At 67.1% G+C, this 14463-nt stretch carries 12 protein-coding genes; 5 read left to right on the forward strand and 7 right to left on the reverse strand.

Features of this window, described 5'->3' with window-relative positions:
* Positions 1-110: 110 nt before the first annotated feature.
* From lpdA to C1924_RS17440, 3 genes are all read right to left on the reverse strand, one after another.
* Positions 111-1919 carry a dihydrolipoyl dehydrogenase gene (lpdA, locus tag C1924_RS17430; RefSeq protein ID WP_108766429.1) on the reverse strand — a complete coding sequence of 603 codons (1809 nt, stop codon included), beginning with the start codon at positions 1917-1919 and terminating at the stop codon, positions 111-113.
* Between the two features lie 107 nt (positions 1920-2026).
* Positions 2027-3736: a dihydrolipoyllysine-residue acetyltransferase gene (gene aceF, locus C1924_RS17435; RefSeq protein ID WP_108766430.1), complete on the reverse strand. Its 1710-nt coding sequence runs from the start codon at positions 3734-3736 to the stop codon at positions 2027-2029.
* A 167-nt stretch (positions 3737-3903) separates the two neighbouring features.
* Entirely contained in the window at positions 3904-4419 is a 516-nt protein-coding gene (locus C1924_RS17440; protein ID WP_108766431.1) for a DNA-deoxyinosine glycosylase, read from the reverse strand.
* A 186-nt stretch (positions 4420-4605) separates the two neighbouring features.
* Here C1924_RS17440 and C1924_RS17445 point away from each other — a divergent pair, with 186 nt between their 5' ends.
* The 3 genes from C1924_RS17445 to glpK all read left to right on the forward strand — a co-directional run bounded on the left by C1924_RS17445 (position 4606) and on the right by glpK (position 8598).
* Positions 4606-5235, forward strand: a complete 630-nt coding sequence (locus C1924_RS17445; RefSeq protein ID WP_108766432.1) for an OmpW family outer membrane protein — start codon at positions 4606-4608, stop codon at positions 5233-5235.
* A 171-nt stretch (positions 5236-5406) separates the two neighbouring features.
* Entirely contained in the window at positions 5407-6912 is a 1506-nt protein-coding gene (glpD, locus tag C1924_RS17450; protein WP_108766433.1) for a glycerol-3-phosphate dehydrogenase, read from the forward strand.
* Between the two features lie 186 nt (positions 6913-7098).
* Complete coding sequence (gene glpK / locus C1924_RS17455; protein WP_108766434.1) at positions 7099-8598, forward strand: glycerol kinase GlpK; 1500 nt, start codon at positions 7099-7101, stop codon at positions 8596-8598.
* A gap of 141 nt (positions 8599-8739) precedes the next feature.
* On the opposite strand, the gene C1924_RS17460 is transcribed toward glpK, so the two are convergent.
* Both C1924_RS17460 and C1924_RS17465 read right to left on the reverse strand, forming a co-directional pair.
* Positions 8740-9534 (reverse strand): MetQ/NlpA family ABC transporter substrate-binding protein, encoded by a 795-nt coding sequence (locus C1924_RS17460; protein WP_108766435.1) that lies wholly within the window; start codon positions 9532-9534, stop codon positions 8740-8742.
* Positions 9535-9562: 28 nt separating this feature from the next.
* Positions 9563-10534, reverse strand: a complete 972-nt coding sequence (locus C1924_RS17465) for a YafY family protein (protein WP_108766436.1) — start codon at positions 10532-10534, stop codon at positions 9563-9565.
* Between the two features lie 81 nt (positions 10535-10615).
* Here C1924_RS17465 and C1924_RS17470 point away from each other — a divergent pair, with 81 nt between their 5' ends.
* Together C1924_RS17470 and C1924_RS17475 are read left to right on the forward strand one after the other, a co-directional pair.
* Entirely contained in the window at positions 10616-11224 is a 609-nt protein-coding gene (locus C1924_RS17470; protein ID WP_108766437.1) for a hypothetical protein, read from the forward strand.
* Between the two features lie 107 nt (positions 11225-11331).
* The gene (locus C1924_RS17475) at positions 11332-12108 is read left to right on the forward strand and encodes a DUF481 domain-containing protein (protein ID WP_108766438.1); all 777 of its coding nucleotides are present in this window, start codon (positions 11332-11334) and stop codon (positions 12106-12108) included.
* A 134-nt stretch (positions 12109-12242) separates the two neighbouring features.
* On the opposite strand, the gene hemC is transcribed toward C1924_RS17475, so the two are convergent.
* Both hemC and C1924_RS17485 read right to left on the reverse strand, forming a co-directional pair.
* A complete protein-coding gene (gene hemC, locus C1924_RS17480) occupies positions 12243-13154 on the reverse strand; it encodes a hydroxymethylbilane synthase (protein WP_108766439.1) in 912 nt (303 codons plus the stop codon).
* Between the two features lie 574 nt (positions 13155-13728).
* Complete coding sequence (locus C1924_RS17485; protein WP_174208969.1) at positions 13729-14463, reverse strand: LytTR family DNA-binding domain-containing protein; 735 nt, start codon at positions 14461-14463, stop codon at positions 13729-13731.

Raw genomic sequence — 14463 nt, forward strand, 5'->3', positions numbered from 1 at the left:
GCAGCACGGGAATTTCGCGCCCGGATGGCAAAAGCAGTCGACTGACAGTCGACTCTACCTACAAAAAACCCGGCTTTCGCCGGGTTTTTCGTCAACAGCACACCGCCGCGTTACTTCTTCTTCGGCATGTACAGATCGGTGATCGTGCCGTCGTAGATTTCCGAGGCCATCGCCACCGATTCGCTCAGCGTCGGGTGGGCGTGGATGGTGTGGCCGATATCTTCGGCTTCGGCACCCATCTCGATGGCCAGGCCGATCTCGGCCAGCAGGTCACCGGCATGCACGCCGACGATGGCACCACCGATGATGCGGTGGGTCTCTTCGTCGAAGATCAGCTTGGTGAAGCCTTCGGTACGGCCAATGCCGATCGCGCGGCCGCTGGCGGCCCACGGGAACTTGGCCACGCCGACCTTCAGGCCCTTGGCCTTGGCTTCGGTTTCGGTCACGCCCACCCAGGCGATTTCCGGGTTGGTGTAAGCCACCGACGGAATCACGCGGGCGACCCATTCCTTCTTGTGGCCGGCAGCCACTTCGGCGGCCAGCTTGCCTTCGTGCGTGGCCTTGTGGGCCAGCATCGGGTTACCGACGATGTCACCGATGGCGAAGATGTGCGGCACGTTGGTGCGCATCTGCCGGTCGACCGGAATGAAACCACGGTCGGTGACCTGCACGCCGGCCTTCTCGGCGTCGATCTTCTTGCCATTCGGCGAGCGGCCCACGGCCACCAGCACGCGGTCGAAGGTACCCTGCGCCAATGCCGGCGCCTGGCCCTCTTCGGCGGCCTCGAAGGTGACCGTGATGCCCTTGGCATCGGCGGTGACGCCCGACGCCTTGGTCTTCAGGTGCACTTCGATGCCCTGCTTCTTCAGGCGGTCAGCCAGCGGCTTGACCAGATCCTTGTCGGCACCCGGCATCAGCTGGTCCATGAACTCGACCACGGTGACCTTGCTGCCCAGCGCGCCATACACGGTGGCCATTTCCAGGCCGATGATGCCGCCACCGACGACCAGCAGCGAGCCCGGCACTTCGGCCAGCTCCAACGCATCGGTGGAATCCATCACGCGCTTGTCGTCCCACGGGAAGTTCGGCAGCTTCACCGCCTGCGAACCGGCGGCGATGATGCACTTCTGGAAGCGCAGCAGCTGGGTGCTGCCGTCAGCGGCGGTGATTTCCAGCTCATTGGCGGAAACGAACCTGCCCACGCCCTGCACGTTGCGGACCTTGCGCTGCTTGGCCATGCCGGCCAGGCCCTTGGTCAGCTGGTTGACGACCTTTTCCTTGTACTGGCGCAGCTTGTCCAGGGTGATGGTCGGCTTGCCGAACTCCACGCCGAAATCACCGGCATGGGCCACTTCGTCGATGACCGCGGCGGCATGCAGCAGGGCCTTGGACGGAATGCAGCCCACGTTGAGGCAGACGCCGCCGAGGCTGGCGTAACGCTCGACCAGCACGGTATCCAGGCCGACGTCGGCGGCGCGGAAGGCGGCGGTGTAGCCGCCCGGGCCCGAGCCCAACACGACCATTTCGCATTCGATATCGGCCGGCTTGCCGCTGGACAGCGCCGGCTTCGGTGCGGCCGGTTCGGCCGGGGCGCGGTGCGACGGGGTGACCGGCGGCTTGCTGGCCGGGGCGGCCGCCGCCGGGGCCGGGGCAGCTGCCTTGGCCGGGGCTTCGGCAGCGCCTTCAGCGTCCAGCACCACGACCACGGCGCCTTCGGACAGCGTGTCGCCCAGCTTGACCTTGATTTCCTTGACGACGCCGGCGGCCGAGGACGGCACTTCCAGCGTGGCCTTGTCCGATTCCAGGGTCACCAGGCCCTGGTCCTTCTTCACCGTGTCGCCGACGGCGACCAACACTTCGATCACCGGCACATCGCTGTAATCGCCGATGTCGGGAACCTTGACTTCAATCGTGGCCATGGTGGTTTTCCTCATGCCCGGCCGGGGTGGCCGGCGGGCTGTCACTGCATCTGTTCACGCGGCCGCGCCAGGGGGCAGCGGCCGCACGGTGGGGGCGAAGCGGTGCCTTACAGCAGCACGCGACGCATGTCGGCCAGTACCTGCGACAGGTACGTGGTGAAGCGTGCGGCCAGGGCGCCATCGATGACGCGGTGGTCGTAGCTCAGCGACAGCGGCAGCATCAGCTTCGGTGCGAATTCCTTGCCATTCCAGACCGGCTGGATGGAGGACTTGGACACGCCCAGGATGGCCACTTCCGGTGCATTGACGATGGGGGTGAACGCGGTGCCGCCGATGCCGCCCAGCGAGCTGATCGAGAAGCAGCCGCCGCTCATGTCGGCCGGGCCCAGCTTGCCGTCGCGCGCCTTCTTGGCCAGTTCGCCGGTTTCCTGCGCGATCTGCACCACGCCCTTCTTGTCCACGTCGCGGATGACCGGCACGACCAGGCCGTTCGGCGTATCGGCGGCAAAGCCGATGTGGAAGTACTTCTTCAGGGTCAGGTTTTCACCGCTGGCATCGAGCGAGGCGTTGAATTCCGGGAACTTCTTCAGCGCTGCGGCGCTGGCCTTGATCAGGAAGGCGAGCATGGTCAGCTTGATGCCGGCCTTCTCGTTTTCCTTGTTCAGCGCCACGCGCAGGCCTTCCAGGTCGGTGATGTCGGCCTGCTCGAACTGGGTGACGTGCGGGATCATCGCCCAGTTGCGGGCCAGGTTCGCGCCGGAAATCTTCTTGATGCGCGACAGCGGCTGCACTTCGGTTTCGCCGAACTTGCTGAAGTCGACCTTCGGCCACGGCAGCAGGTTCAGGCCACCACCGGCAGCGGCGGCAGCACCGCCGGCCGCCGGGACGCCACCGCTGAGGGCAGCCTTGACGAACTTCTGCACGTCACCCTTGGTGATGCGGCCGCCCTTCTCGGTGCCGCTGATCTGCAGCAGGTCCACACCCAGTTCGCGGGCGAACACGCGCACGGCCGGGGTGGCATACGGCACCTTGGCCGGCAGCACGCCATCGGCGTTGAACTGCACCGGCGGGCTGGACGGGGTGCCGGCCGAGGCGATCTCGCGGGCAGCCAGCTTGTCCGGCTGGGCCGGAACGGCTACCGGCTCGACCTTGGTGGCGGTCTCGGCAGCGGCCGGAGCGGCGGCAGCGGCAGCCTTGGTCGGGGCCGGGGCAGCAGCGCCCTCGGCCTCGATGATGGCAACCACGGCGCCCTGCGACAGGTTGTCGCCGACCTTGACCTTCAGTTCCTTGACCACGCCAGCGACCGAGGACGGCACTTCCATCGTGGCCTTGTCGCTTTCCAGCGTGACCAGGCCCTGGTCCTTCTTGACCGTATCGCCAACGGCGACCAGCACTTCGATGACCGGGATGTCGGTGTAATCGCCGATGTCCGGCACCAGGGCTTCAACGGCACCGCCGCTGGCGGCCGGTGCTGCCGGTGCTGCGGCCGGGGCCGGGGCGCTCTGGGTGGCGGCGGCCGGAGCGGCAGCCTTGGCCGGGGCCGGGGCTGCAGCGGCCGGCTTGGCGGCTTCGCCTTCGGCCACTTCGATCAGGGCCACGACCTTGCCCTCGGAGAGGTTGTCGCCGACCTTGACCTTGATTTCCTTGACCACACCGGCGACCGAGGACGGCACTTCCATGGTGGCCTTGTCGCTTTCCAGCGTCACCAGGCCCTGGTCCTTCTTGACCGTGTCGCCGACGGCGACAAGCACCTCGATTACCGGGATATCGCTGTAGTCACCGATATCGGGGACAAGTGCTTCCTTGATTTCGGCCATGGGGATAACTCCGGCAATCTGGTGTAGGGAAACGTCTATTGTGCGGCCAGAGGGGGCCAGCGCCAACCGTTACAGGTGTTTTCAGTACGCACGCCGTCGGGACACGCTGTTGCCAAAGGCCTGCGGGCACTTCCAGTCGGTAGCGTATTGTCCCGACCATGTCCGCTTCATGTCGCCAGCGCGTCAGCCAGCGGCTGCCAGGCCTGGCGCAGGCGCGGCAAGGACCACGCGGCGTTTGCAGGGCTGGTGGAGGGCAGTGCGAGCAGTGGCGGCGCTGCCGCCAGATCCGGCACAACCCAGCGCTGCAGCGCCTGCCACGCCGCACCACCGTTGCAGGCCACCAGGCGCAGCCGTGGCAGGCCGGCGATCAGTGCCGGCAGCGGATTGGGCACTTCCGATCCGCGCACGATGCCCGCATCCAGGCTGCCGCGCCGCTGGCACTGGCCAATCACATCCCACACACCCACGCCGGCCGCGGCCAGCGCGCGCAGCCGCGCCGCGTACGGCAGGGATGGATCGAACCCGCACAGATCTCCCATCAGCGGCCAGAAACGGTTGCGCGGATGCGCGTAGTACTGCTGTTCCTGCAGCGATGCCACACCCGGCATCGAGCCAAGCACAAGCACGCGGCAATCGACGTCCACCTGCGCGGGCAGCCCCGTGCAGAACGCATCGCTGCTCACATTTCCTCCAACAGCATGAACGCCCGCATATGCATGAAACCCCTTTAAAACAGCGCTTTCGCTCTGCCCGCTGAACAATGGAAACCAAATTTTAACGCGCGTCGGATTCGATTCATGTTGAGGCGATTACGGTGAGGTCGCCCCGCAATCGGGGGCCAAAAACAAGAAAGAACAGGAGATTCCCCCATGCGTTCCATCCGTATTCTGACCCTCGCCCTGCTGACCTCCGCTGCCTTCGCACCTGCTGCCTTCGCGCAGGACAGCAGCACCGCTGACACCGCCTCGGGCAAGCATTTTGCCGTGGTTGGCGGCGTGTCGCTGCTGCAGCCGAAGAACGACCCCATCGACGGCATCAAGAAGGTCGATGGCGGCCCGGCGCCGACCGTCAGCTTCAGCTACTACGTCAACGACAACTGGGCCGTTGAACTGTGGGGCGCGGCCGACAAGTTCGACCACCGCGTCAAGGGTCCGGGCAACGCACGCCTGGGCAGCGTCGAGCAGCAGCCGGTGGCCCTGAGCGGCCAGTACCACTTCGGCCAGGCCGACAACGTGTTCCGTCCGTTCGTGGGCGTGGGCTACTTCCAGTCGTCCTTCAGCAACGAGAACTTCGCCGGCGGCGATGACATCCGCCTGAAGGATGCCAAGGGCGCCATCGGCACAGTGGGTGTGGACATGAACATCAACTCCACCTGGTTTGCCCGCGCCGATGCCCGCTACATGCACTCGCGCCCGGACCTGAAGGTGGCCGGCCAGAAGGTCGGCGAAGCCAAGCTTGATCCGTGGACCGTGGGCTTCGGCATCGGCGCCCGCTTCTAAGCGCCCTGCCGATCCACTGTGGTGAAACGACGGGCCCTGCGGGGCCCGTCGTCGTTTCCGCTACCTGCAACGGATCCTTGCTCGACTGCGCAGAACCCGTAGAGTCGAGCTTGCTCGACTGCTTTTCAGGGCAGTCGAGCAAGCTGACTCTACCGACGGTTTGGGGGCACCATGCACGAAGTAGATCTGCTGGTCATCGGCGGTGGCATCAACGGCGCCGGTATCGCTCGCGACGCCAGCGGCCGCGGGCTGCAGGTGCTGCTGTGCGAACAGCATGACCTGGCCGCACATACCTCCAGCGCCAGCAGCAAGCTGATACACGGGGGTCTGCGCTATCTGGAAAAGCGCGAGTTCGGCCTGGTACGCAAGGCCCTGGGCGAGCGCGAGATCGTGCGCCGGCAAGCGCCCTTCCTGGTCCACCCGCTGCGCTTCGTGCTGCCCTGGGAGCCGCACCTGCGCCCACGCTGGATGCTGCGGTTGGGCCTGTGGCTGTACGACCATCTGGGCCAGCGCAGCGCCGCCTTCCCCGCCTCGCGCTCGCTGCAGCTGCACGGCGATGCGCTTGGCACGTGGCTGGCGCCGCACCTGCAGGATGCCTTCAGCTATGCCGATGCCCAGGTGGACGACGCCCGCTTGGTGGTGCTCAATGCACTCGATGCCGCCCAGCGCGGCGCGCGCATCCTCACCGATACACGCTGCACGGGTGTGGAACAGGCGCCTGGCCATTGGCTGGCGACGCTGGAAGGCGGCGACGGTGAGGTCTGCAGGGTGCAGGCCAAGGCCGTGATCAATGCCGCAGGGCCTTGGGCCGGTGGCCTGCTGCAGCGCATGCAGCCGGGCGATGGCGCACCTGCGCTGCGCTTGGTGCAGGGCAGCCACATCGTGCTTCGCCGGCCCTGGCCCGAGCACAGCGCCTGCCTGCTGCAGCAGCCGGACGGGCGCGTGGTGTTCCTGCTGCCCTTCGCCCATGACCACCTGCTGGTGGGGACCACCGATACCGACTACCGCGGGGACCCGGCGCGCTGCAGCGTCCTGCCTTCGGAAGTGGACTACCTGTGCGAGGCCGCCAACCGCTATTTGCGCGAACCGATCAGCGCCGGCGATGTGGTCTGGCAGTTCGCCGGGGTGCGCCCGCTGCTGGCCGCCTCCGATCCGCAGGCGGCAACGCTGAGCCGCGATTATCGACTGCAGTTGCAGGGCGGCGGCGCACCGGCCGTGCACGTACTGGGTGGCAAGCTGACCACCTACCGGGTACTGGCCGAGGAAGCCCTGGATCTGCTGCGCACGCAGCTGCCGCACATTGGCCCGGCGTGGACGGCGCACGGCGCTGCCCTGCCCGGCAGCGACTGGGGCGATGCAGATGCAGCGCGCGGGCGGCTGCAGGATCTCGCCCCCTGGCTGCCCGCCGCACTGGCCCGGCGCTGGGCAGCGGCTTACGGCAGCCGCAGCGTGGCACTGCTCGACGACGCGACGACGCTGTCCGATCTGGGCGAAGACTTCGGCGCTGGCCTGCATGCGCGCGAAGTCGCATGGCTGCAGCAGCACGAATGGGCACGCAGCGCCGAAGACGTGCTGTGGCGACGCAGCAAGCTGGGCCTGCGCCTGGACCCGACGCAGGTGGCACGCCTGCAGGCATGGATGCAGGGTCGGATCCCTTTCCAACGGAAAGGGCTCTGACCCCGCGTTTCGCTCTTCGTAGAGTCGAGCTTGCTCGACTGTGCTCTTCGTAGAGTCGAGCTTGCTCGACTGCCGCGAAAAGCAGTCGAGCAAGCTCGACTCTACAGACCCCAGGCCATCCCCCACGCACACCGCGCCGTCCATCGCCATGTCGTAGGATTTCCCCATCGCCACCGGAGACGCCCCATGACGCCCCGCTACGTGCTGGCCATCGACCAGGGCACCACCAGTTCGCGCGCGATCCTCTTCGACCGGGCCGGCAACATCGTCGGCAGCGCGCAGCGTGAGTTCAGCCAGTTGTTCCCGCAGCCGGGCTGGGTGGAACATGACCCGCGCGAGATCCTCTCCAGCGTCTACGCCACAATCACCGAACTGCTCAGCCGCGAGCAGATCGACCCGCGCCAGATTGCCGCGCTGGGCATCACCAACCAGCGCGAAACCACCGTGGTGTGGGACCGCGCCACCGGCCAGCCGATCCACAATGCCATCGTCTGGCAATCACGACAGAGCCAGGCCATCTGCGAACGGCTGCGCGCCGAGGGCCACGAAGCGCTGATACGCGAACGCACCGGCCTGCTCATCGATGCCTACTTTTCGGCCACGAAGGTGCGCTGGATCCTCGACCACGTGGACGGTGCGCAGCAGCGCGCCGAACGTGGCGAACTGCTGTTCGGCACCATCGACAGCTGGCTGGTCTGGAACCTCAGCGGTGGCCAGGCCCACGTGACCGACTACAGCAATGCCGCACGCACGCTGCTGTTCAACATCCACACCCTGCAATGGGATGACGACCTGCTGGCGCTGCTGGACATCCCGCGCGCAATGCTGCCCAGCGTGCGCGATTCCAGTGCGGTGTATGCGCATACGCGGCCGCAGTTTTTCTTCGATCATCCGATACCGATCGCCGGCATCGCCGGGGACCAGCAGGCGGCGCTGTTCGGCCAGGCCTGCTTCCAGCCCGGCATGGTCAAGAACACCTATGGCACCGGCTGTTTCATGCTGATGCACACGGGAACGGAGGCGGTGCGTTCGCGCAATGGCCTGCTGACCACCATCGCCTGGGGCATCGGTGGGCGGGTGGAATATGCACTGGAAGGGTCGATCTTCATCGCCGGTTCGGTGGTGCAGTGGCTGCGCGACGAACTGCGCATGATCGACCGCGCCAGCGACAGCCAGGCGCTGGCAGCGAAGGTGGACGACAGCGGCGGTGCCTATCTGGTACCGGCCTTTGTCGGCCTGGGTGCCCCGTACTGGCGCAGCGACGTGCGCGGGGCGATGTTCGGCCTGACCCGTGGCACCAGCAAGGCCCACTTCGTGCGCGCCGCGCTGGAGGCGATGGCCTACCAGACCCGGGACGTGCTCGATGCGATGCAGTCGGATGCGGGCATTGCCCTGAGCGAACTGCGTGCCGACGGCGGTGCGATCAGCAACGACTTCCTGGCCGGGTTCCAGGCCGACATTCTCGGCGTGCCACTGCTGCGGCCGCGCCTGACCGAAACCACGGCACTCGGCGCGGCCTATCTGGCCGGGCTGGCGGTGGGGTTCTGGGAAAGCCGCGAACAGATTGCCGCGCAGTGGGGCCTGGACCGCCGCTTCGAGCCGCAGATGGATACAACGCGGCGCGAGAAACTGTATGCCGGGTGGCAGCAGGCCGTGGCAGCCACCCTCGCCTTCCACGTCGATTGAGGGCGGTAGCGCCGGGCTATGCCCGGCGACATCCTTGAACCGGTAGAGCCGAGCCCATGCTTGGCTGCCCTGGGTGGGGCGCCGCAAAAAACAGAGCCGAGCGTGGGCTCGGCTCTACATGGCAACGTGACGGCGCGAAGGTCAGAATGCAGGCAGCACGGCGCCCTTGTACTTGGTTTCGATGAAGGTCTTCACCTGCGGGCTGGTCAGGGCCTTGGCCAGCTTCTGCACGCGGGCGTCGTCCTTGTTGTCCGGGCGCGCCACCAGGAAGTTCACGTACGGCGAATCCTTGCTCTCGATCGCCAGCGCATCCTGGGTCGGGTTCAGGCCGGCGTCCAGTGCGTAGTTGGTGTTGATCAGGGCCAAGTCGACCTGGTCCAGCACACGCGGCAGCATCGCCGAATCCAGCTCGCGGAACTTCAGGTTCTTCGGGTTGGCAATGATGTCGCGCTGGGTCGACAGCGCATTGCTGGGGTCCTTCAGCTCGATCACGCCGGCCTTGTGCAGCAGGATCAGCGCGCGGCTGTTGTTGCTCGGGTCGTTGGGAATGACCACGTCGGCGCCTTCGCGCAGTTCGGCCAGCGACTTCACCTTGCGCGAGTACGCACCGAAAGGTTCGATGTGCACGCCGATCACCTTGGTCAGGTCGGTCTTGCGGTCGCGGTTGTAGGCATCCAGGTAAGGCTCGGTCTGGAAGTAATTGGCGTCCACCTGCTTCTGCACCAGCTGGTCGTTGGGCTGCACGTAGTCGTTGAACACGCGCACGTCCAGATCAACGCCTTCGGCCTTGAGGATCGGCTTGACCACGTCGAGAATCTCCGCGTGCGGCACGGCAGTGGCGGCCACCACCAGCTTCTGCGAGGGCTCGCCGGACTTGCCGCAGGCGGTCAGGGCCAGCGCAGCGGCGAACAGGGGCAGCAACAGGGTCTTCTTCATGGGGGCAACGGGTCTCTCGGGGGGAGGATCAGGAGTTTTCGTAGTTGGTCAGGGCCAGGTCCAGCAGCGCCTTGGCCTGCTCGCGCAGCATCACCGGCTCGACGATCTCGGCGTCGGAACCGTAATGCAGCACGTCCATCAGCAGCTCGCGCGAAACGCTGTAGGGCACCTTCAGTTCATAGCGCCCGTCGGGCAGGAAACGGCCCTGCTGCTTGGAATGCCAGTGCTCATCGGCCACCCAGCGCGCCGCCTTGGCACTGAACAGGATGGTCGCCCAGCCCTTGGGTGGGCCGGAGAAAATGCCGTAGCTGGCACCCAGCTGTTCGTCCAGCTCGCTCTCGGCCACGTCGCGGGCACCGTTGTCGACCACCCGCGCCTTGTGCACGCGGTCCACGGCGAAGCTGCGCAGCGCTTCACGGTCGTGGTCCCACGCGTCCAGGTACCAGTTGTCGCGGTAATGGGTCAGGCGCTGCGGCGAGACGGTGCGTCGGGTCGATTCGTCAGTGGAGCGGGCGCGGTACTCGAACGCCAGCTGCTTGCGCTCCAGCACCGCAGAGGCGACGGTGCGGAAACTGCCTTCGTCGAACTTGCGGCCGCGGTGCGGAATGACCCGCACCCGGTCCACCGGCCAGTTGGACACGCCGGCCTGGGCGGCCAGCAGGCTTTCGATACGCTGCTGCAGCGGTGCCAGCACCGAGGACAGCACACCGCCGCCGGTACGCGCCAGCAGGTGCTGCGACGCCAGCAGCGCGTGCAGCTCTTCGGAGCTGAGCCACAGGCCGGGCAGCTCGAAGCGGTCGCTCTCGTCGGCCTGGTAGCGGAAGCCCGCCTCGCCGTCGCCCTCGATCGGGGCCATCAGCGCGTCGCGCAGGAAGGCCAGATCACGGTAGACGGTGGCACGGGAACAACCGAGCTTGTCCTGCAGGGTCGCCACCGTCACCGGATAGCGTGCGGACTTGAGCAGACGATGCAGGGCGGTGATGCGTTCGTATCGGTCCATGCCCCCGATTATGTCCGAGTCGCGGGCGTTGTGCGGGGCCTTTGGGCTATCGTGGGTGCCCCCTGCCCCACGGAACGCCCGATGCGCCGCCTGTCTGCCCTGCCCCTGCTGCTGGCCTGCCTGCTGTTGGCGGCCTGCGACCGCGCCCCGGCACCGGCGGCGGCACCGGCCGAGGCCCCGGTACCGCCCGCCGATCCTGCGCAGGCGGTGCTGGCCGCCAGCGAGCGCCTGGCCGGCCTCCGCAGCTTCCACGCCGAACTGGACCTGCAGGGTGCGGCTCAGCCGGTGCGCAGCGCCATGGACTTCGTCGCCCCCGACCGCTTCCGGGTGCAGACCCCGGCCGGGCCGCAGACGATCATTGGCGACACCATGTTCCTGCAGGCCGACGGCGCCATCCAGCAGGTGCCGACCCCGCCGGGCCTGATGGAGCAGTGGCGCAACCCGCTGCCCACGGGCGCACCCGCAGCTGAGCTGCAGGCCGAGGATCTGGGCCGGCAGTCGCTGGACGGCGTGGACACCCGCCACTACCGCCTGCTCGGCGCGGCCGGCGAGCGCCTGGAATACTGGGTGGACGACCAGGGACTGCCGCGGCAGATCGTGCGCAGCGGCAGCAACCAGGGCCGCCCCTACCAGCTGCGCCTGCGCTACTCGCGTTTCAACGACCCGGCCCTGCGTATCGAGCGCCCCTGAATGGGCGATGGCAATAACGCCTGCTGAAGCGCGACGCCGCTCGCGTTCTGGTGGCCATGGCGCTTCCAGTATCATCACGGGTTGTTAACCGCTTCGGAGAAGCCTTGATGTCCCTGCGCGTGTCCCTGCTTGTGCCCCTGCTGCTGTGCGCGCCGCTGGCGTATGCCCAGGACGCCTCCGAACTGGCGGCGATGACCTCGCCGTGGAGTGGCAGCGGTGGCGAACTGGGCTTTGCCGCCGCCAGCGGCAACAGCAGCACCGAGAGCTTCAACGGCGCCCTGCGCCTGCGCTACACCGATGGCGACTGGGTGCACAGCATGGACCTGTTCGGCCTGCGCTCGAGTTCCAAGGTCACCGAGACCAACGACGACGGCACCACCAGCCGCCGCGACAACACCACGGCCAACCGCTACACCGGCGCAGCCGGCAGCGCGCTGCAGCTGGGTGAACACCGCCAGCTGTTCGCCAAGGTGCGTACCGAGCGCGATGACTTCGCCACCTACGATCGCCGCAGCTCGTTCGGCCTGGGCTACGGTACCCGCCTGATCAACACCGAACGCCTTTCGTTCGATGCGCTGCTGGGCCCGGGTGTCAGCCGCACCCACAGCACCGAGGACGACCGCACGCGCACCGGCCTGATCGGCCAGGGTCAGTTCGAGCTGAAGTACGCCATCACCGGCAACACCGATCTGGTCAACAACCTGCTGGTGGAATCGGGTTCGTACAACACCTTCGGCCAGAACGATTTCGGCGTGTCGGTGAGCATGAACGAGCACCTGGCGCTGAAGGCCGGCTGGCAGGCGCGTTACAACAGCGACGTGGCCGACGACAAGCGCAGGACCGATACCCTGACCACGATGAACGTGGTCTACAAGTTCAAATGAGAAACGGGCGCCCCAGGCGCCCGTCTTCTTTTGTAGAGTCGAGCTTGCTCGACTGCTGTTGGCCAGACAGTCGAGCATGGCTCGACTCTACGAATGCCTCAGTCGAGCATGGCTCGACTCTACAGGCGCGCGATTCAGACGTTCAGCAGCTCGCCTGCACCGCCGTCCAGCAGCATCTTCGCCACCTGCTGGCCCAGCGCTTCCGGGTCGCTGGCCGGGCCTACGGCGTCGGCACGCACAGCGCGACCATCGCTGGCGCTGCCGACCATGCCCTGCAGGTGCAGATCCGCGCCCTGCCACTGCGCGATGGCCGCCACCGGCACATGGCAGCTGCCGTGCAGCGCGCGGTTCATGGCCCGCTCCGCTTCCACGCAGGCTCGCGTGTCGGCGTCATCCAGGCGGGCGAACAACTCCATCAGCCGCGCATTGCCACCATCACACTCCACCGCCACCGCGCCCTGTGCCGGTGCAGGCAGCCACTGCGGCGGCTGCAGGCGGGCGACGATGCGATCGCCCAGGCCCAGGCGTTCCAGCCCGGCCACGGCCAGCACGATGGCGTCGTAGCCACCGTTGTCGAGCTTGGCCAAGCGCGTGTTGACGTTGCCGCGCAGATCCAGCAGCTGCAGGTCCGGGCGCAGTGCGCGCAGCTGTGCCTGCCGGCGCAGCGAGGACGTGCCCACGCGCGCGCCGATGGGCAGCGCATCCAGCGAGGCGTACAGATTGGAGATGAAGCCATCGGCCGGATCGTGGCGAGTCAGCATGGCCGGCAGCGCGAACGGTGCATCCAGTTCCATCGGCACATCCTTCAGCGAATGCACCGCGCAGTCGGCGTCGCCGCGCAGCATGGCCAGCTCCAGTTCCTTCAGGAACAGGCCCTTGCCGCCGATGGCGGCCAGCGAGCGGTCGAGCACTTCATCGCCGCGGGTGCTCATCGGCACCAGTTCCACGTGCAGGCCGGGGTAGGCCTGGCGCAGTCGGTCGGCGACGTGTTCGCTCTGCCAGAGGGCGAGCGGGCTCTTGCGGGTGGCGATGCGGACGGTTTCCATCCGGGCATTATCGCGCCTATCGGCGGGATACGGCCAACGGCGGAGCCCCTCGTGGCGGGTGCGGGTCGCGGTTGGAAGGCGTGCTTGGCCGGGGCGGTGGGGTCAGGCGGGGACGCCGTGAACCCATCCATGGGGGCTTGGCCGCGGCATCCATGCCGCGGACACCCCGCCTGACCCCACCGCCCCGGCCCCTGACAGTTTCCGTGCGCGCCAGCCACGGAAGATCAAAAGAAAAGAGCAAAAGCAAAGGCAGCAGCCGGCGGCTTCCGGGGTCAGATCCCTTTTCCGCAGGAAAAGGGATCTGACCCCTCTCCCCCACCCGATAACAACAATGCTCTGCTCTTGCCGTCCGGCACAGGAAAAACGAGAGGGTCGGGCCGGGGTGGGGTGGCGGGACCGCAGGCGCCATGGATGGCGCCTACGAGCTTACATGGATGTACTTGCAGCGTGTCCCGCCACCCCACCCCGGCCCGACCCAGCACGTAAAAGCAACGAGCCGACCAACCCGCTGTTGCTGTTGCTGTTGCTTCAGATGTTGCTCGTAAGCAGTCGCGGCCGCAGGCCGCGCGGAACCTCACAGATGCCGCAGTTCCTGCTTCAGCGTCGCCACGCAGCGGCGGCTCACTTCCAGCGGCTGCTTGCCATGCCGCAGCACCGCCTGCACCTGCCCACCCACACCGCGCCGCAGCTCCACCAGCTCATGGCGGGCCACCAGGCAGTTGCGATGGATGCGCACGAAACGGCTGGCGAATTCCTCTTCCAGCGATTTCAGCGATTCTTCAATCAGATCTTCGCCACGCGCGTGGTGCACCACCACGTACTTCTCTTCCGCCTGCAGATAGTGGATGTCATCCAGCGGAATCAACCGCAGGCTGCCACGCAGGCGCGCGCACAACATGCTGCGCGCCTGGCCACCGCTGTGCTCGGGATGGCCATCGCGGCCGGCCAGGAACGTCCGCGCGCGTGCGATCGCCGCCGCCAAGCGCTCGGCCCGCACCGGCTTCATCAGGTAATCAATCGCTGCCGCTTCAAAAGCCGACAGCGCGTGCGCGTCGTAAGCCGTGCAGAACACCACCGCCGGACGCGGCTCGAAACTGGCCAGGTGACGCGCCGCTTCCAGGCCATCCAGGCCGGGCATGGCGATATCCAGCAGCACCAGGTCCGGCTGCAGTTCCGCACAGGCGTGCAGGGCCTGTTCGCCGTTGCCGGCCTCGGCCACCACATCAATGCCCTCCTGCGCCGCCAACAAGCTGCGCAAGCGCTCGCGGGCCAGCGGTTCGTCATCGGCGATGACTACCCTCACGCTCAT

It is taken from the genome of Stenotrophomonas sp. ESTM1D_MKCIP4_1, assembly GCF_003086895.1.
Classification (GTDB): domain Bacteria; phylum Pseudomonadota; class Gammaproteobacteria; order Xanthomonadales; family Xanthomonadaceae; genus Stenotrophomonas.